We start from the raw sequence: 18,889 nt of genomic DNA, 5'->3' as shown, positions 1-18,889 counted from the left end.
ACAATGGATAAACGTATTTTTGTAGAGAAGAAAGACAATTTTCAAGGGAAGGCGGAATCCCTTGTTCGTGAATTAAGGCATCATTTGCAGCTGAAGACTTTGAGTACTCTTCGTCTTGTTCAGGTCTATGATGTTTTTAATATCCCTGAGGATTTATTAAGCAGAGCTGAAGAACGTGTATTTTCTGAGCTGGTGACAGACCAGCTTTTGAATGAGCAAGAAATGGCCGATATCTTAGGCAATCACGCTTATTTTGCTATTGAGTCACTTCCAGGTCAGTTTGATCAGCGTGCTGCTAGTGCCAAGGAAGCATTGTTATTATTAGGTGGAAATGAAGAGAGCCAAGTTTATACGGCTCAGCTTTATTTGCTTAACAAGGATATTGCTGTAGAGGAGTTGGAAGCTGTCAAAAGCTATCTTCTCAATCCTGTTGATTCTCGTTTTAAAAATATTGACGAGGGAATTGTCTTATATGATTTTTCAAATGCTACAGAGACGATTCCTTACTTGGATTTCTTTGAAGATTACAGTGCGGATGATTTTGCTAGGTACAAGAGTCAAGAGGGTCTGGCTATGGAAGTGGCAGACCTACTCTTTATTCAAGACTATTACAAGGAAATTGGGCGCGTGCCAACTGAGACTGAGCTTAAGGTATTGGATACCTACTGGTCTGATCATTGCCGTCATACGACCTTTGAGACAGAATTGCAGGCTATTGATTTTTCAGAATCACAATTCCAGGAGCAGCTACAGGCGACCTATGACAAGTATTTGGCTATGCGCCGTGAACTGGGACGTGAGGAGAAGCCTGAGACCTTGATGGATATGGCGACGATTTTTGGTCGCTATGAGCGTGCAAATGGTCGTTTGGATGATATGGAAGTTTCTGATGAAATTAATGCTTGTTCAGTTGAGATCGAGGTAGATGTCAATGGTGTCAAAGAACCTTGGCTTTTAATGTTTAAAAATGAAACTCACAATCATCCGACCGAAATTGAGCCTTTTGGTGGGGCAGCAACTTGTATCGGAGGGGCTATTCGGGATCCATTGTCAGGACGCTCTTATGTCTATCAAGCTATGCGAATATCAGGTGCTGGGGATATTACAGCTGCTGTGACAGATACTCGAGAAGGGAAATTGCCTCAGCAGGTTATCTCTAAAACAGCAGCGCATGGTTATTCGTCTTATGGGAATCAGATTGGTTTGGCGACTACTTATGTTAAAGAATACTTCCACCCAGGTTTTGTTGCTAAGCGGATGGAGCTGGGAGCAGTTGTTGGTGCAGCCCCTAAAGAGAATGTAGTTCGTGAAAAGCCTGAGCCTGGGGATGTGATTATTTTACTGGGTGGTAAGACAGGTCGCGATGGTATCGGCGGAGCTACTGGATCTTCGAAGGTTCAAACAGTCACTTCTGTTGAGACAGCAGGAGCTGAAGTTCAAAAGGGTAATGCTATTGAGGAACGTAAGATTCAACGCTTGTTTCGCAATGGAGATGTGACACGCTTGATCAAAAAATCTAATGACTTTGGTGCTGGTGGTGTTTGTGTAGCCATTGGTGAATTGGCTGCTGGTCTTGAAATTGATTTGGATAAAGTACCACTCAAGTATGCTGGGCTTAACGGAACGGAAATTGCGATTTCTGAGTCTCAAGAACGCATGGCGGTAGTTGTTCGTCCTGCAGATGCGGATACATTTGTAGAGGCTTGTGCTAAGGAAAATATTCATGCAGTTGTCGTGGCTAAAGTTACGGAAAGGCCAAATCTCGTCATGCAATGGAAGGGTCAGACCATTGTAGACTTAGAGCGTTCTTTCTTGGATACTAATGGGGTTCGTGTCAAGGTTGATGCTAAAGTGGTTGACAGTTCTGTTAATCTTCCTGAGCAAAGGAAAACAGACATTGATCATCTTGAGGGAGATACCTTGACAGTATTGTCAAATCTTAATCATGCCAGTCAAAAAGGTTTACAAACGATTTTTGATAGCTCTGTTGGTCGTTCGACTGTCAATCAGCCTCTAGGAGGTCGTTATCAAGTGACACCAGCTGAGAGTTCCGTTCAGAAATTACCTGTGCGTCATGGTGTAACCAAGACCGCTTCTGTGATGGCCCAGGGGTATCATCCTTATTTGGCTGAGTGGTCACCTTATCATGGGGCAGCTTATGCGGTTATTGAAGCGACAGCTCGTTTAGCGGCGACAGGCGCTGATTGGTCTAAGGCTCGCTTTTCGTATCAAGAATACTTCCAACGCATGGATAAGCAAGCAGAGCGCTTTGGTCAGCCAGTGGCAGCTTTGCTAGGTTCTATTGAGGCACAGATACAATTAGGTCTGCCATCTATCGGTGGTAAGGATTCTATGTCTGGGACATTTGAGGAATTGACAGTACCTCCTACATTAGTGGCTTTTGGTGTGACAACAGCAGATGTGACTAGAGTTTACTCACCAGAATTTAAGGCTGCTGGTGAAACCATCTATTATCTACCAGGCTTTGATTTATCTAAAGAGATTGACTTTGCAGGTATCAAGGAAAATTTAAAAACCTTGTCTGACATTCAGAGTGATCATAATCTCACAGCCCTATCGGCAGTCAAGTATGGCGGGCTTATGGAAAGTCTCGCTTTGATGAGCTTTGGTAATCGTTTGGGTGCTCGTGTCATGGTCGATGAAGTTGATTCGATTTTGACGGGACAATTAGGTGGATTCGTCTTTACTTCTTTTGAAGAGATAGAGGGAGCCATTAAACTGGGTCAAACTACTGAGGATTTCAACCTAACTGTTAATTCTGTCAAGCTGTCTGGTGATAAGTTGCTTGCTGCATTTGAAGGCAAGCTTGATACTGTTTATCCAACTGAGTTTGAGCAAGACGCTCCAGTGGCTGATTTGCCTGCTGTTACTACTCATGACATAGCTGTCAATCCATCAGTAGTTGCTAAGCCAGTAGTTTATATTCCTGTCTTTCCGGGAACAAACTCTGAGTATGATTCTGCCAAAGCTTTTGAAAAGGAAGGGGCAATCGTTAATATGGTGCCCTTTGTAACCTTGGATGCTGAAGCGATTGAACGTTCTGTTGATATTATGGTTGATCATATCGATAAAGCTAACATCCTTTTCTTTGCGGGTGGTTTCTCTGCTGCTGATGAGCCAGATGGGTCTGCTAAGTTTATTGTCAATATTCTCCTTAATGCTAAGGTCAGTCAAGCGATTGACAACTTTATTGCCCGGGGTGGTTTGATTATTGGCATTTGTAATGGTTTTCAGGCTCTTGTCAAATCAGGCTTGTTACCATATGGAAACTTTGACGCTGTTGATTCAAGTAGCCCTACTCTCTTTTATAATGATTCTAACCAACATGTGGCTAAAATGGTTGAAACTCGTATTGTTAATACCAACTCGCCGTGGCTGGCTGGTGTAGAGGTGGGTGATATTCATACTATTGCAGTCTCACATGGTGAAGGAAAATTTGTTGTCAGTGCTGAGGAGTTTGCTGAGCTTCGTGATAATGGTCAGATTTGGAGTCAGTATGTTGATTTTGATGGTAGGGCAACGGTAGACTCTCGTTATAATCCTAATGGTTCTTACTATGCGATCGAAGGGATTACCAGCAAAAATGGACAAATTATTGGTAAGATGGGACATTCAGAACGTTATGAAGAGGGGCTTTTCCAGAATATTCCTGGTAAGAAAGATCAAAAACTTTTTGCATCAGCAGTCAACTATTTTACTAAGAAATGACTGGGAGTTTTCCCTAGAAATGAAAAAGGCAAAAAACTATGACATATGAAGTGAAATCACTCAATGAAGAGTGCGGTATTTTTGGGATTTGGGGTCATCCACAATCCGCTCAAGTGACTTATTTTGGTCTTCACAGTCTCCAGCATCGAGGGCAAGAAGGTGCTGGTATCTTGTCCAATGCAGATGGTCGATTAAAGCGGCATCGTAATACAGGCTTGTTATCAGAGGTTTTTAGGGATCCGTATGACCTCGAAAAGCTTGAAGGTTCGGCTGCTATTGGGCATGTTCGCTATGCTACGGCTGGTGAAGCCAGTATTGATAATATTCAGCCATTTTATTTCCGTTTTCATGATGGAGATCTTGGCTTGGCTCACAATGGTAATCTGACCAATGCTCAGACTCTACGTAGGGAGTTAGAGGAGAAGGGAGCTATCTTTTCTAGTACTTCAGATAGTGAGATTTTGATCCATCTGATTCGTCATAGCCAGCAGACTAACTTTATTGATAAGGTTAAAGAAGCGCTTAATACTATTAAAGGTGGTTTTGCCTATCTGCTCATAACTGAGGATAAACTGATAGCAGCTCTGGATCCTAATGGCTTTCGTCCCTTGTCCATTGGGCGTATGAAGAATGGCGCTTGGGTGGTGTCTTCTGAGACATGTGCTTTTGAGGTTGTCGGTGCTCAGTGGGTTAGGGATGTCAATCCTGGAGAGATAATTATCATTGATGATAGCGGTATTCAATACGATACTTATACGACAGATACTCAGTTAGCTATTTGCTCTATGGAGTATATCTATTTTGCCCGTCCTGATTCGACGATTGCGGGGGTTAATGTCCATACGGCTCGTAAACACATGGGTAAGCGTCTAGCTCAAGAGTTTCATCAGCAGGCGGATATTGTCGTTGGTGTTCCTAATTCTTCCTTATCGGCAGCTATGGGCTTTTCAGAAGAATCTGGCCTACCAAATGAAATGGGGCTGATCAAAAATCAGTATACGCAAAGAACCTTCATCCAGCCGACTCAGGAATTGCGTGAGCAAGGGGTGCGCATGAAGCTCTCTGCTGTATCTGGTGTGGTTAAAGGAAAGCGCGTAGTTATGATCGATGATTCCATTGTTCGTGGAACAACCAGCCGCCGGATTGTACAGCTCCTCCGTGAAGCAGGAGCAGCAGAAGTCCATGTGGCTATTGCCAGCCCACCTTTGGCTTATCCATGTTTTTATGGTATCGATATTCAAGATCGAAAAGAGCTTATCTCAGCTAATCATAGTGTTGAGGAGGTTCGTCAAATCATCGGTGCAGATAGTCTAACCTACTTGTCTAAGGAAGGCTTGATTGAATCGGTTGGGTTGAAGACAGATGCGCCCAATGGTGGTCTTTGCGTCGCTTATTTTGATGGTGATTATCCAACGCCGCTGTATGATTATGAGGAGCGTTATCGTCAAAGTCTGAAAGAGAAGACAAGTTTTTTCTAAGAGAAACAAATAAGTGATTGGCTGCTATCAGTCATGAAAATAAGAAAGGAAAATTATGACAAAGAATGCTTACGCTCAATCGGGTGTTGATGTTGAAGCTGGTTATGAAGTGGTCGAGCGTATCAAAAAACATGTCGCACGCACAGAGCGTCTGGGTGTCATGGGAGCTCTTGGGGGCTTTGGTGGTATGTTTGATTTGACGACGACTGGTGTTAAAGAGCCTGTTCTCATATCGGGAACAGATGGTGTCGGAACCAAGCTCATGCTGGCCATTAAATATGATAAGCACGATACCATCGGTCAGGACTGTGTTGCCATGTGTGTCAATGACATCATTGCTGCAGGTGCTGAGCCCCTCTATTTTCTGGACTATGTAGCTACCGGTAAAAATGAGCCAGCTAAGCTGGAGCAAGTTGTTGCGGGTGTCGCTGAAGGCTGTGTACAGGCTGGTACGGCCCTCATCGGTGGGGAAACGGCTGAAATGCCCGGTATGTATGGTCAAGATGACTACGATTTGGCGGGTTTTGCGGTTGGCATTGCTGAAAAATCTCAAATCATTGATGGGTCAAAGGTCAAGGAAGGTGATATTCTGCTTGGTCTAGCCTCCAGCGGTATTCATTCAAATGGCTATTCTCTGGTTCGTCGTGTCTTTGCGGACTATACCGGTGAGGAGAAACTACCGGAGTTAGAAGGTAAAAAACTTAAAGAAGTCCTGCTTGAGCCAACACGGATTTATGTTAAGTCAGTACTGCCTCTGATTAAGGAAGGCTTAGTCAATGGGATTGCCCATATCACAGGCGGAGGATTTGTCGAGAATGTCCCTCGTATGTTTGGTGATCATTTGGCTGCTGAGATTGAAGAAGTCAAAGTTCCTGTTCTACCAATTTTCAAGGCTCTTGAAAAATATGGTGAGATCAAACACCAAGAAATGTTTGAAATCTTCAACATGGGTATCGGCCTGATGCTGGCGGTTAGTCCTGACAAGGTCGACCGTATCAAGGAATTACTAGATGAGCCTGTCTATGAGCTGGGACGCATTGTGGCCAAAACTGATGCTAGTGTGGTGATCAAATAATGAGTAAAAAGATTGCAGTCTTTGCTTCGGGCAACGGTTCAAATTTTCAGGTGATTGCCGAAAACTTCCCAGTTGAATTTCTCTTCTCGGATCATCGGGATGCCTATGTGCTTAAACGGGCGCAGAACCTAGATGTTCTGTCCTACGCTTTTGAACTTAAGGAATTCAACAATAAGGCAGACTATGAAACCGCTATTTTGGAACTCTTGGAGCAGCATCAGATTGATTTGATTGTCCTCGCTGGTTACATGAAAATTGTCGGTGAAACTCTGCTGACCTCCTATGAAGGTCGCATTATTAACATTCATCCAGCCTATTTGCCGGAATTTCCTGGTGCGCACGGGATTGCAGATGCTTGGCAGGCTGGTGTTTCTGAGAGCGGCGTGACCGTTCACTGGGTGGACAGTGGAGTTGATACGGGCAAAGTTATCAAACAAGTTCGTGTGCCGCGCCTACCAGATGACACCATTGAAACCTTTGAAGCTCGGATCCATGCGGCTGAGTATCAGTTGTATCCAGATGTTCTGAGAGAGTTGGGAGTGGAAGAAAAGTGATGAAAAAGACAAGCGAAAAAGATGGAACTAAAGGAGAAATCATGACCAACAAACGCGCACTTATCAGCGTTTCAGATAAAGCGGGCATCGTAGAGTTTGCCCAAGAACTTAAAAAACTCGGTTGGGATATTATCTCAACTGGCGGTACGAAAATAGTCCTTGATAATGCAGGTGTAGCTACGATTGCCATTGACGATGTGACTGGTTTTCCTGAAATGATGGATGGCCGTGTCAAGACCCTGCATCCTAAGATTCATGGAGGTCTTTTGGCTCGCCGTGACTTGGATAGCCATTTGCAGGCTGCAAGAGACAATCATATTGAGCTCATCGACCTCGTAGTGGTCAATCTTTATCCTTTCAAGGAGACTATCCTTAAACCAGATGCGACCTATGCCGATGCTGTAGAAAATATTGACATCGGTGGTCCGTCTATGCTCCGTTCGGCTGCGAAAAATCATGCTAGTGTCACGGTTGTCGTGGATCCTAGGGATTATGCAGTGGTTCTTGATGAACTTAAAGAAGCTGGGGAGACAACTTATGAAACACGTCAACGCTTGGCAGCCAAGGTTTATCGTCATACAGCAGCTTATGATGCACTGATTGCCGATTATTTCACAGCGCAAGTGGGTGAAACCAAGCCTGAAAAGCTGACCTTTACCTACGACCTCAAACAGCCTATGCGCTACGGTGAAAATCCTCAGCAGGATGCGGATTTCTATCAGTCTGCGATTCCGACCGAGTATTCTATTGCCTCAGCTAAACAGCTTAATGGTAAAGAGCTTTCTTTCAATAATATTCGTGACGCTGATGCGGCTATCCGCATTATTCGTGATTTTACGGATCGTCCGACTGTCGTTGCCCTCAAGCACATGAACCCTTGCGGTATTGGTCAGGCTGACACGATTGAAGGCGCTTGGGACAATGCCTATGCGGCTGACCCCGTTTCTATTTTCGGTGGTATTGTTGTGCTCAACCGTGAAGTGGATGCGGCTACCGCTGAAAAAATGCATAGCATTTTCTTAGAAATCATCATTGCACCGTCTTATTCAGATGAAGCGCTTGAAATTCTTACAACTAAAAAGAAAAACCTCCGCATTTTGGTATTGCCTTTTGACGCTCAAGAAGCCAGCGAAGTAGAGGCAGAGTATACCGGTGTTGTCGGCGGTATATTGGTACAAAACCAAGATGTGGTCAAGGAAAATCCAGCTGACTGGAAGGTTGTTACCAAGCGTCAGCCTGGTGACCAGGAACAAACAGCGCTTGAATTCGCTTGGAAAGCCATCAAATACGTTAAGTCAAATGGGATTTTAGTCGCTAACGATCATATGACACTCGGAGTTGGTCCGGGTCAGACTAACCGAGTTGGAGCAGTTAAGATTGCTCTGGAACAGGCAGCGGATCGTCTTGATGGGGCAGTTCTTGCCAGTGATGCTTTCTTCCCCTTTGCTGATAATGTTGAAGAAATTGCAGCTGCAGGCATCAAGGCAATCATCCAACCAGGTGGTTCGGTGCGTGACCAAGAAGTCATCGATGCGGCGGATAAATACGGAATTGCCATGGTCTTCACAGGAGTTCGTCATTTTAGACATTAAAAGTATCAGTCAAACACTCAATTATCATTGGGTGTTTTTATAGGCTTAAAAGGTGGTCAAAGTAGGATAAAATTGGTCAGATATTAAGTTGAAGTTTACTTTTATTTTGTATAATAAAAGGGTGAAAGGCGAGGGAAACCCTATAAGTTCTTTTTCAGATATTACAAGTGTTACACTTGGAATATACTTTGATTAAGCAGGATCATACGCCTTGATTTTTAATAATTCTATGATACGATAGTTATCGTAACAGTTTTAGTTACCCTCCATGTCTGACTTGGTCGGCAAAAGAGGTGAGTGCCTCATAATAGTTTTAAGTGGATAAGTGATTTTAGATTAGTTGTTATCCTAGAAACTACAAAATCTCTGAGAGGTACTGTTAGGAAAGGAATAATATATGAAACTCAAAAAGAAAATGTTGCTAGCTTCAACACTTGCTTTATCTATCTTTACTGCTAGCCAAGCTAACCATGCTAATGCCGATGAAAACACTGATCAATCATGGGCACCTCGTTCAGTTGAAGAAATCCAATCAGATATCGTTAATGAAGGTAATACAGGTACTTATGTTGTAAAAGCAGGCGATACTCTTAGCACGATTTCACAAGCTATGGGTGTTGATCTCAATACTTTGGCTAAGGTTAACCAAATTTCAAACGTTAACTTGATCATGCCAGGTACTGTTATTACAGCGACTTATGATGCTAATAACAATGCGACATCAGCAGTTATTGAACCATCAGCAGATAGTGGTGCAGCTGGCCAATCCACAACTGTTGACTTCAGCTCAAACCAAGTAACAACTAACGATGGTACAACAACATCAATCGATAACACTGATGTTTCAGCTGCAAGTGATAGCACTGCTTCATCTGACTCTACAGCAGAAGTAGCAGCAGGTACTGATTCGGAGGCTGCTGATCCTTCAGTAACCAGTGGTGATGCTCAAGTGGCTGCTTATACATCATCAGAAGCTCCTCAAGAGCCTTCAGCCGCAACTGCCTCTTCAGTTTCAGAAGCACCAATGGCTAGACAGGCTGCTGTACCAACAGACGCTTCAGCGACAGCTCCAGAAGCAGCGACTTCAGAAGATAGCCAAGCGCCAGTTGTAGCAGAAACAACAGAATCTGAAGCGGCTCAGGAAGAGGTGGCTGTTGCGCAAACTTATGCAGCACCTGCTGAGCAGGTTTCTGCTACTCAACAAGCACAGACTGTTTCTGTTAATACGGCAGGTATGCAACCGCAAGCAGCGACATTTGCTAATGACGTAGCTAACCAATATGGTATCACTGATATTGGTGGTTACCGTACAGGTGCTGACGCCCAAGACCATGGTAAAGGTCTTGCTGTAGACGTTATGGTTGATCCATACTCAGCGGAGGGTGATGCAGTAGCTCAGTACGCTATTGATAACATGGATGCTTATGATATCTCATACGTGATTTATCAACAAAAATTCTATTCACCTGTGAATAATATTTATGGACCAGCCTACACTTGGAACCAAATGCCTGACCGTGGTAGTGTCACTCAAAACCACTACGATCACGTTCACGTATCATTTAACGAATAATCATTATTAAGCACTCGGTCAAGAGACTGGGTGCTTTTTGGAGTTTTAAGATTAGGAGACTATTATGACAGGAACAAAGCAATATAATTGGGCAACCTTAGGAACGGGTGTCATTGCCAACGAACTAGCCCAAGCCTTGCAGACTCAGGGCAGAAAACTCTACTCGGTCGCTAACCGCACCTATGAAAAGGGCGTGGCCTTCGCTGAAAAATATGGGATTGAGAAGGTCTATGACAAGATTGACGAAGTGTTTGATGATCCAGATGTTGATATTATCTATATCTCAACGCCCCACAATACCCATATCAATTTTTTACGCAAAGCTCTAGCTAAGGGGAAACATGTGCTCTGCGAAAAATCTATTACCCTTAACTCTGAAGAGTTAGAGGAGGCTATTAGCTTGGCTGAGGAAAATCATGTCATCTTGGCGGAAGCTATGACGATTTTCCACATGCCGATTTACCGCCAATTATCAGAGATTGTGAATTCGGGAAAATTGGGAGAACTCAGGCTTATCCAGATGAACTTTGGTAGCTATAAAGACTATGATATGACCAATCGTTTCTTTAGTCGTGATTTAGCCGGCGGTGCCTTATTGGATATTGGCGTCTACGCTTTGTCCTTTGTCCGCTGGTTTATGGCATCGAGCCCCAACCAGATTGCTTCGCAGGTTAAGCTGGCACCAACTGGTGTAGATGAGCAGGTCGGTATTCTTTTGACTAATGACCAAGGTCAAATGGCAACGGTTACTCTCAGCCTCCACGCCAAGCAGCCCAAACGGGGAACCATCGCCTATGATAAGGGCTATGTCGAACTTTATGAGTATCCGCGCGGTCAAAAGGCAGTCATTACCTATACCGAGGATGGCCACCAAGAAGTAATCGAAGCAGGAGACACCGCAAAGGCTCTAGCTTACGAAGTTGCCGATATGGAAAAGGCGGTCGCAGGTATCGAGGATAGCATGCACCTGGACTATACACAGGATGTCATGACCATCATGACCCAGCTGCGCCGAGAATGGGGCATGACCTACCCTGAGGAAGAATAAAAAAGATTTAAGATTGCGGAGGTAGATAGTTATGTGCGCCGCTCTGTTATACTTGTTAAAAGATAAAAAATTCGCATCATGCGAATTTTTTAATTTTCTTTCCTATAAAAATGACGAACAAATATGTTATAATAATCCTACATAATTCGTAAAAAAGCGTCTGGTTTTTGCGTGGTTTGTTGATTTGGGTGCGCAAGCACTCGTGATTGTTTTATCTTGAGGTATCTTAGCTATGAAACTTTTGGTTGTTGGTTCGGGTGGTCGTGAGCATGCGATTGCGAGGAAACTGTTGGAGTCTCCACAGGTTGAGCAGGTCTTTGTGGCGCCCGGCAATAATGGGATGACGCTGGATGGTTTGGAAATCGTAAATATCGGAATTTCCGAACATTCCAAGCTGATTGATTTTGCAAGGAACAATGATATCGCTTGGACTTTTATCGGTCCGGATGATGCGCTAGCTGCTGGGATCGTTGATGATTTTAATCAGGCTGGGCTCAAAGCTTTTGGTCCAACCAGATTAGCAGCGGAGCTGGAGTGGTCCAAAGATTTTGCAAAGTCGATCATGGCCAAATACGGTGTTCCGACTGCAGCCTATGGCACATTTACCGACTTTGAGGAAGCCAAGGCCTACATCGAAAAGCAGGGGGCACCAATCGTCGTGAAGGCGGACGGCTTGGCGCTGGGCAAGGGCGTGGTCGTGGCTGAAACCGTGGAGCAAGCGGTCGAAGCAGCGCGCGAGATGCTGCTGGATAATAAGTTCGGCGAGTCTGGTGCGCGTGTGGTTATCGAAGAGTTCCTTGATGGCGAGGAGTTCTCCCTCTTTGCCTTTGTCAATGGGGATAAGTTCTATGTCATGCCTGCGGCGCAGGATCACAAGCGTGCCTATGATGGCGACAAGGGGCCAAATACAGGTGGTATGGGGGCCTATGCACCAGTTCCCCACCTACCGCAAAGCGTAATTGACCAGTCGGTTGACAGCATTGTCAAGTCAGTGCTTGAAGGCATGATTAGGGAAGGGCGTCCTTATCTTGGCGTGCTTTACGCGGGGCTTATCCTGACCGCTGATGGTCCTAAGGTCATCGAGTTCAACTCCCGCTTTGGCGATCCCGAGACTCAGATTATCCTGCCGCGCCTGACTTCGGATTTTGCGCAGAACATCACGGATATTTTGGCTGGTAAGGAGCCTGGCATCACTTGGCTAGACGCGGGTGTGACCCTCGGTGTGGTGGTCGCTTCAGATGGCTATCCGCTGGCTTACGAAAAAGGTGTGGCTTTGCCGGAAAAGACTGATGGCGACATTATCACCTACTATGCAGGGGCTAAGTTTGATGGCAATAGCCAACTACTCTTGTCAAACGGTGGTCGCGTCTACATGCTGGTCACCACAGCCGACAGCGTCAAAGCTTGTCAGGACAAAATTTACAACAAACTTGCCGAACAAAAGACGGAAGGGCTATTCTACCGTACTGATATCGGGAGTAAAGCCATTAAAGACTAAAAAAGAAGGGCGAGTGTAAGCGATCCAAACTCGTCAGTTATCGCCGTGCTGAAAGTTACCAAGTCGGTTTAGACTTAGTGGCGGGGGATTTTCGAGACATTTTGGCTCGAAAATAAGCAATGGAACGCCAAAGGCAGATTGCTTGCATCCCCAGAGCTTAAGATAACTGACAAAAAGAAAAGGAATAAGTAAAATCCCTAAACTTAAAGAAAGGAAAGTTTAGTTGGCTAGCCTAACTGAACACGGGACTAAGACCTAGGAAAAAAGATAAAACTGCCTAGACGCAAGCGTCGTCGTTAGTTTTCCCTCTCGCATTTGGGTTGTAAGGCTCAAGGCTAAAATAATCCACTGGATTATTTTACTTCTACGGAAATTTTCGGTAAACTGAAACGTCCCTTTGTATCTTATTATGAAACCAATTATTTCTATTATCATGGGCTCCAAATCCGATTGGGCAACCATGCAAAAAACAGCTCAAGTATTAGACAAGTTCGACGTGGCTTATGAGAAAAAAGTCGTCTCTGCCCACCGTACCCCTGATCTCATGTTTAAGCACGCTGAAGAAGCGCGCAGCCGCGGCATCAAAGTCATCATCGCCGGTGCCGGCGGGGCTGCGCATTTGCCGGGTATGGTGGCATCTAAAACAACGCTGCCTGTTATTGGTGTGCCGGTCAAATCACGCGCCCTCAGCGGCTTGGACTCACTCTATTCTATTGTACAAATGCCGGGCGGTGTGCCTGTGGCGACCATGGCTATTGGTGAAGCGGGAGCTACCAACGCTGCCCTGACAGCTCTGCGTATCCTAGCCCTTGAAGACCAAGACTTGGCAGTAGCGTTAGCAAATTTCGCAGAGGAACAAGGAAAAATCGCGGAGGCTTCAACAGATGAGTTCAACTAAGACAATAGGAATTATCGGCGGCGGCCAGCTCGGGCAGATGATGGCGATTTCAGCTATTTATATGGGACACAAGGTGGTGACGCTAGATCCGACAGCGGACTGTCCTGCCTCGCATGTGTCTGAGATGATTGTGGCGCCTTACGATGATGTGGACGCTTTGCGTCAATTAGCAGAGCGCTGTGATGTGCTCACCTATGAATTTGAAAATGTTGATGCAGACGGTCTCGATGCTGTTGTCAAGGACGGTCAGCTGCCTCAAGGCACAGATTTGCTCCGCATTTCGCAAAACCGAATCTTTGAAAAGGACTTTCTCGCCAACAAGGCCAATGTGACAGTCGCCCCTTACAAAGTGGTGACTTCCAGTCTGGATTTGGAAGATTTGGATCTGGGCAAGACTTACGTTTTGAAAACAGCCACAGGTGGTTACGATGGTCACGGTCAAGTCGTTATTAAATCACAGGACGATTTAGCTGCCGCTAGCCAATTAGCAAACTCTGCTGAGTGTGTCTTGGAAGAGTTTGTAGACTTTGACCTTGAAATCTCGGTCATCGTGTCAGGCAATGGCAAGGACGTGACGGTTTTTCCTGTTCAGGAAAATATCCACCGCAACAACATCCTCTCAAAAACCATTGTCCCAGCCCGTATCTCAAATCAATTAGCTGAGAAAGCTAAGAGTATGGCGGTGCAAATTGCCAAAAAACTCAATCTTTCAGGCACCCTCTGCGTGGAAATGTTTGCGACGTCTGATGACATCATCGTCAATGAAATTGCTCCGCGCCCCCACAACTCGGGACACTATTCCATCGAAGCCTGCAACTTTTCACAATTTGATACCCATATCTTGGGTGTGCTCGGCGCCCCGCTTCCAGAAATTCACCTCCATGCTCCAGCCGTCATGCTCAATGTCCTCGGCCAGCACGTCCAGCAAGCTAAGGAATATGTCTCCCAAAACCCTAGCGCCCACCTCCACCTTTATGGCAAAGCAGAAGCCAAACACAACCGTAAAATGGGGCATGTGACGGTGTTTAGTAATGAGCCGAATAGTGTGAGAGAGTTTGGGGAAGGAGTAGATTTTTGAGGAGGAGAAGAATGATTAAATATTTCAAGGAAAACTTTAAAACATTCATCTTTTTATTCATACTAATCATTTTGTTAGGGCCAATATTTTCTGTTGTTTTATCTTTTATATCAAGATATTTGAATTCTAGTTTGGGGGATTGGTTAAGCTTCTATGGTAATATATCTGGTATTGTTATATCAGTGCTAGTAATACATTTCCAAATGTCTCAAGAAAACCATAGAGAATTATTAAAATATCGTCCAGAATTTGTTCTAAGTTATGATTACCAGCTTATAAAACCTGATTGTAGAGTATATTTTGATGATAAACACTGGTATTATCTTGTAAAAAAGCACCAAAAGAAACAGTTTGTTGAGCCGAATGGTTTTGAAAAATCTTATGCATCGGATAATAAAAGAGATAAAATTTGCTCGGTTGAAATTGTAAATGTTCAACCAGTTTTCAATCTTCATATAATCTTTGGAGAGAATGAAAGTTGTGAAATTATACCAAAACTGGATGTGGACCAAAAAATATATATAGTTTCAAAGGCACATCAAAATGAAATACTGACACACTTATTTGAAGGTAAAGCAAATTTTGAGCATGTTCCTAACAAAGTTACGATTTATTTTACGACATTAGCAGGAGAGATTAATAGTTATATTTATCAGATTGATAGTAAGGGATATTGTAGTCTTACGAAAAAGAATTATGGAGTAGGCTATCCTAAAAATTTAGCAGCTCCTCGTATATGTGATTACTTTTTGAGTAAGTAGAAGGAATATCATGAAAACAATCGGTCTTATCGGTGGCATGAGCTGGGAGAGCACAACGACTTATTATCAGCTCATCAACGAAACCATCAAAAAGGAGCTTGGAGGTCTGCATTCGGCTAAGATTCTGCTTTACAGTGTTGATTTTGCGGAGATTGAGCGCTATCAGGCTAGTGGCGACTGAGCTAAGAGTGCGGAAGGTGCTGAGTCAAATTGCTCAGAAGCTGGAGTAGGCTGGTGCTGACTTTATTGTTATCTGCACCAACACCATGCACAAGGTGGCTCCGCAGATTCAGGAAAACATTTCGATACCTATCCTGCACATTGCGCAGGTGACTGCTGAAGCTTTGCTTGAAAATGGCATTCAGTCATTGTGTTTTGCTTTAGTACATGGTCTCATATTTTTAAAAGTGCTGGATATTGGCTCCACAATCATGATAACAGTGTTCACATTTGTCATTGCTTATGGAATGGGCTATATCAATGAGCAAAAGAGCCGAGGTTCTATTATGCCAAGTTGGGTTATCCATGCAGGCGCTAATATTTTTTCAGGCTTATGTGCTGCGTTTATGCTGATTTAGAACCGAGTCAATCGTTGAAATGTTATTTAATAAAATAGTAGCTGTTGTGTGAATATAACTGCAAAAAGGGACATGTGATGGTGTTAAGTGATAAAGTAGATAGTGTGGAGGAGTTTGATTTATAGATGAGTGAAATAAGAATACTTATCGATATAATGAAGTGTGTTCCTGAAGATGAGCAACATAGTTTACTAGATTCAATGATTTTTAAAGCGAGAGAAATGGGGAATTTAGAATATAGTTTTTCTGAACTTTTTAATAATATGACTACTGATGAACGGAAATACTATTTTACGTTACTTTCAGAAAAGTTTAATTTTGAAGAAAAAATCCGCTTACTAGCTACATTTACAAATATAATTCATAAAGCTGAGTGTTTTGAATATATTTTTAAGGGAGATATTGATACTAAGATATTTTTATTTAACGTTGAACAATCAAATTTTGATAGAAGTTTTAAAAATGTAAAAATAGGGAAATACCAGAGTTTTGGATTATCAGATTATACACAAACTTGGATTTTAAATAATAGGATAACATATTTAGAAAGTTTAAAATTAAGAGTGCACAAAGTCTCTAACTTTGACTTGAATATGCTTAATTCTTTGAATAAATTCTCAAACAAAGAATATCGTGAACGTTTAAGCTACGAAGATCAGTACTATACCAAGAAATTTCTTTTATATTTGAAGTTAAGTCAATTTAATTTTAATATGTCTACATCTATACTGGAACGATCAAAAAAACCATTTGAGGTTAGAGATAAGGAAATATGGAAAGATTTCATTTCTAATTTTTTTAAATTCACAGAGACCAATGGCGATAAAATAACTAGTATTTCAGCTACGGAATTAGATGAAAGAGGTGAAGAGCAAGTTCAGGAAGCGTTAGATGGGATTACAGACTTTGCAAAAGAGGTACTTACTCAATATAATGCGATTGCTTGTTTAGTATGTAAAGCTTTTTTAATAAATAATGATAAAAAAATTGAGAATAAGTTGGAAGTATTATTGGAATATTCATTGGATATTCTAAATGTTTATCTTGAGAATGAGATAGTTTTGTTGGATTTATTTTTTAAAAACGATAAAAGTGTAGAACGTACATTTAAAAAAATACAAGGTTATTCAAAAAATACACGAGATAAGATTTTAAATACCGTTTGGGATATGTTCCATGTCAGATTATTAGAATTACAAATGTTTTATGATAACAAAAAATCTTCAAACGATTTGTATTTACATTATTTTGTATCTCAAGATAAAGCCTTTAAAGAATTGCTACTTTATAATCCATTGAAATTATTTATAATTCAAGGGGATAGACAATTCGCAATTCGAAAAGTTGGAATAAACGATATCTCAGAGAACGAAAGATTAAAAGAGAAAATACTTAATGAAGCTACAAAAAGAAAAAATATGGTAGATTCAGTCGATTTCAGCTCAGAATTAACAAGCCTTTTAGAGGAAATTTCGAAAGGTCAAGAAAATCATTTCGGATAGAAGAATTAATAGTACGATAAAATTAGAATTGAAAATATTGAGGAGAAACAAAATGCTAAACCGTTATTCACGCCCTGAGATGGCGAACATTTGGAGTGAAGAGAACAAGTACCGTGCTTGGCTGGAGGTCGAGATTTTGGCTGATGAGGCATGGGCTGAGTTGGGTGAGATTCCCAAGGAGGATGTGGCCAAGATTCGTGAGAAGGCGGATTTTGATATTGACCGTATTTTGGAGATTGAGCAGGAGACGCGCCACGATGTGGTGGCCTTTACCCGCGCGGTTTCTGAGACGTTGGGTGAGGAGCGCAAGTGGGTACACTTTGGCTTGACCTCGACAGATGTGGTAGACACGGCTTACGGCTACCTCTACAAGCAGGCTAATGCTATTATCCGCAAGGATTTGGACAATTTTCTGGCTATCATCGCTGATAAGGCTAAGGAGCACAAGTTCACCATCATGATGGGGCGTACCCACGGTGTCCATGCGGAGCCAACGACTTTTGGTCTCAAACTCGCAACTTGGTACAGCGAAATGAAGCGCAATATTGAGCGTTTTGAGCATGCTGCCGCTGGTGTTGAGGCTGGAAAAATCTCTGGTGCTGTTGGAAACTTTGCTAATATTCCTCCCTTTGTGGAGAAATATGTCTGTGATAAATTAGGTATCCGTGCTCAGGAAATTTCAACCCAAGTGCTGCCGCGTGACCTGCATGCAGAATACTTTGCAGTGCTTGCCAGTATCGCGACCTCAATCGAGCGCATGGCGACAGAAATTCGCGGTCTGCAAAAATCAGAGCAACGTGAAGTCGAAGAGTTCTTTGCCAAGGGTCAAAAGGGCAGTTCTGCTATGCCTCACAAACGTAATCCGATCGGTTCAGAAAATATGACTGGCCTCGCGCGTGTCATTCGTGGGCACATGGTGACGGCCTATGAAAATGTATCCCTCTGGCACGAACGTGATATTTCTCATTCATCGGCTGAGCGGATTATTGCACCGGATACGACTATTCTTATTGACTACATGCTCAACCGTTTTGGCAATATCGTCAAGAACCTGACGGTCTTCCCAGAAAACATGAAGCGCAACATGGGCTCTACTTTCGGTCTGATTTTCAGTCAGCGTGCTATGTTGGCCTTGATCGAAAAAGGTATGACCCGTGAAGAGGCTTACGACCTTGTTCAGCCCAAGACTGCGCAGTCTTGGGATAATCAAGTAGACTTCAAACCGCTGCTGGAAACAGACCCAGAAGTGACTTCCCGCCTGAGCCAAGAAGAAATCGACGAAATCTTCAATCCGTCTTATTATACTAAGCGAGTCGATGAGATATTTAAAAGAATCGGTTTGGAAGAATAACAGAAGAAGTAACAAGTGAAAGTACTTGTTGCTTGTTTTTTTATATAGAATTAAAAAAATGTTTGAGATATATTGACAAACCCCATTGAGAGGTGCTACACTAATGTAGCTTGAGAAGCGACGGAATGCCTGTAGGAAAAAAACTTTCCAAAAGGCTTGACAAAAGCCTATTGA

13 protein-coding genes and 1 pseudogene are annotated in these 18,889 nt (G+C 43.1%); all 14 read left to right on the top strand.

The genetic code is table 11. From position 1 onward, the window contains the following. The first annotated feature begins 3 nt into the window (after nt 1-3). A complete protein-coding gene (locus AC4HAI_RS08690; RefSeq protein WP_491111231.1) occupies nt 4-3,729 on the top strand; it encodes a phosphoribosylformylglycinamidine synthase in 3,726 nt (1,241 codons plus the stop codon). Nucleotides 3,730-3,767: 38 nt separating this feature from the next. After that, entirely contained in the window at nt 3,768-5,207 is a 1,440-nt protein-coding gene (gene purF / locus AC4HAI_RS08685) for an amidophosphoribosyltransferase (RefSeq protein ID WP_491111229.1), read from the top strand. Nucleotides 5,208-5,262: 55 nt separating this feature from the next. Then, nucleotides 5,263-6,282 carry a phosphoribosylformylglycinamidine cyclo-ligase gene (purM, locus tag AC4HAI_RS08680; protein ID WP_491111227.1) on the top strand — a complete coding sequence of 340 codons (1,020 nt, stop codon included), beginning with the start codon at nt 5,263-5,265 and terminating at the stop codon, nt 6,280-6,282. After that, nucleotides 6,282-6,836, top strand: coding sequence for a phosphoribosylglycinamide formyltransferase (gene purN, locus AC4HAI_RS08675; protein ID WP_491111225.1), 555 nt, complete (start codon nt 6,282-6,284; stop codon nt 6,834-6,836). The genes purM and purN overlap by 1 nt, the downstream gene beginning before the upstream one ends. A 41-nt stretch (nt 6,837-6,877) precedes the next feature. Further along, nucleotides 6,878-8,428 carry a bifunctional phosphoribosylaminoimidazolecarboxamide formyltransferase/IMP cyclohydrolase gene (purH, locus tag AC4HAI_RS08670; RefSeq protein ID WP_491111232.1) on the top strand — a complete coding sequence of 517 codons (1,551 nt, stop codon included), beginning with the start codon at nt 6,878-6,880 and terminating at the stop codon, nt 8,426-8,428. A 397-nt stretch (nt 8,429-8,825) separates the two neighbouring features. Then, on the top strand, nt 8,826-10,001 hold the full coding sequence (locus AC4HAI_RS08665) for a LysM peptidoglycan-binding domain-containing protein (RefSeq protein WP_491079662.1): 1,176 nt from the start codon (nt 8,826-8,828) through the stop codon (nt 9,999-10,001). Nucleotides 10,002-10,065: 64 nt separating this feature from the next. Beyond that, nucleotides 10,066-11,049 carry a Gfo/Idh/MocA family protein gene (locus AC4HAI_RS08660; RefSeq protein ID WP_491079661.1) on the top strand — a complete coding sequence of 328 codons (984 nt, stop codon included), beginning with the start codon at nt 10,066-10,068 and terminating at the stop codon, nt 11,047-11,049. A gap of 232 nt (nt 11,050-11,281) precedes the next feature. Next, on the top strand, nt 11,282-12,547 hold the full coding sequence (gene purD, locus AC4HAI_RS08655; RefSeq protein WP_491079660.1) for a phosphoribosylamine--glycine ligase: 1,266 nt from the start codon (nt 11,282-11,284) through the stop codon (nt 12,545-12,547). 409 nt (nt 12,548-12,956) lie between these two features. Then, on the top strand, nt 12,957-13,445 hold the full coding sequence (purE, locus tag AC4HAI_RS08650; RefSeq protein ID WP_491079659.1) for a 5-(carboxyamino)imidazole ribonucleotide mutase: 489 nt from the start codon (nt 12,957-12,959) through the stop codon (nt 13,443-13,445). Next, nucleotides 13,432-14,523, top strand: a complete 1,092-nt coding sequence (gene purK, locus AC4HAI_RS08645) for a 5-(carboxyamino)imidazole ribonucleotide synthase (RefSeq protein ID WP_491079658.1) — start codon at nt 13,432-13,434, stop codon at nt 14,521-14,523. The genes purE and purK overlap by 14 nt, the downstream gene beginning before the upstream one ends. A gap of 11 nt (nt 14,524-14,534) precedes the next feature. After that, on the top strand, nt 14,535-15,284 hold the full coding sequence (locus tag AC4HAI_RS08640; RefSeq protein ID WP_491079657.1) for a hypothetical protein: 750 nt from the start codon (nt 14,535-14,537) through the stop codon (nt 15,282-15,284). A 10-nt stretch (nt 15,285-15,294) separates the two neighbouring features. After that, a pseudogene (locus AC4HAI_RS08635) lies at nt 15,295-15,862 on the top strand (aspartate/glutamate racemase family protein). 125 nt (nt 15,863-15,987) lie between these two features. Further along, complete coding sequence (locus tag AC4HAI_RS08630; RefSeq protein WP_491079656.1) at nt 15,988-17,364, top strand: hypothetical protein; 1,377 nt, start codon at nt 15,988-15,990, stop codon at nt 17,362-17,364. A gap of 52 nt (nt 17,365-17,416) precedes the next feature. Then, nucleotides 17,417-18,715 (top strand): adenylosuccinate lyase, encoded by a 1,299-nt coding sequence (gene purB / locus AC4HAI_RS08625; RefSeq protein WP_491079655.1) that lies wholly within the window; start codon nt 17,417-17,419, stop codon nt 18,713-18,715. The last annotated feature ends 174 nt before the right edge of the window (nt 18,716-18,889 follow it).

The organism is Streptococcus sp. ALY_208 (assembly GCF_058314295.1).
The sequence above is the reverse complement of the archived record's forward strand: the minus strand, read 5'-3'. Positions and strand labels throughout refer to the sequence as shown.

What these genes read in the sequence shown, in the direction of transcription:
- AC4HAI_RS08640 (WP_491079657.1), top strand. Translation starts at nt 14,535, where the DNA reads ATGATTAAATATTTCAAGGAAAACTTTAAAACATTCATCTTTTTATTC.
- AC4HAI_RS08630 (WP_491079656.1), top strand. Translation starts at nt 15,988, where the DNA reads ATGAGTGAAATAAGAATACTTATCGATATAATGAAGTGTGTTCCTGAA.
- AC4HAI_RS08665 (WP_491079662.1), top strand. Translation starts at nt 8,826, where the DNA reads ATGAAACTCAAAAAGAAAATGTTGCTAGCTTCAACACTTGCTTTATCT.
- purK (WP_491079658.1), top strand. Translation starts at nt 13,432, where the DNA reads ATGAGTTCAACTAAGACAATAGGAATTATCGGCGGCGGCCAGCTCGGG.
- purN (WP_491111225.1), top strand. Translation starts at nt 6,282, where the DNA reads ATGAGTAAAAAGATTGCAGTCTTTGCTTCGGGCAACGGTTCAAATTTT.
- AC4HAI_RS08660 (WP_491079661.1), top strand. Translation starts at nt 10,066, where the DNA reads ATGACAGGAACAAAGCAATATAATTGGGCAACCTTAGGAACGGGTGTC.
- purB (WP_491079655.1), top strand. Translation starts at nt 17,417, where the DNA reads ATGCTAAACCGTTATTCACGCCCTGAGATGGCGAACATTTGGAGTGAA.
- purD (WP_491079660.1), top strand. Translation starts at nt 11,282, where the DNA reads ATGAAACTTTTGGTTGTTGGTTCGGGTGGTCGTGAGCATGCGATTGCG.
- purF (WP_491111229.1), top strand. Translation starts at nt 3,768, where the DNA reads ATGACATATGAAGTGAAATCACTCAATGAAGAGTGCGGTATTTTTGGG.
- purE (WP_491079659.1), top strand. Translation starts at nt 12,957, where the DNA reads ATGAAACCAATTATTTCTATTATCATGGGCTCCAAATCCGATTGGGCA.
- purH (WP_491111232.1), top strand. Translation starts at nt 6,878, where the DNA reads ATGACCAACAAACGCGCACTTATCAGCGTTTCAGATAAAGCGGGCATC.
- purM (WP_491111227.1), top strand. Translation starts at nt 5,263, where the DNA reads ATGACAAAGAATGCTTACGCTCAATCGGGTGTTGATGTTGAAGCTGGT.
- AC4HAI_RS08690 (WP_491111231.1), top strand. Translation starts at nt 4, where the DNA reads ATGGATAAACGTATTTTTGTAGAGAAGAAAGACAATTTTCAAGGGAAG.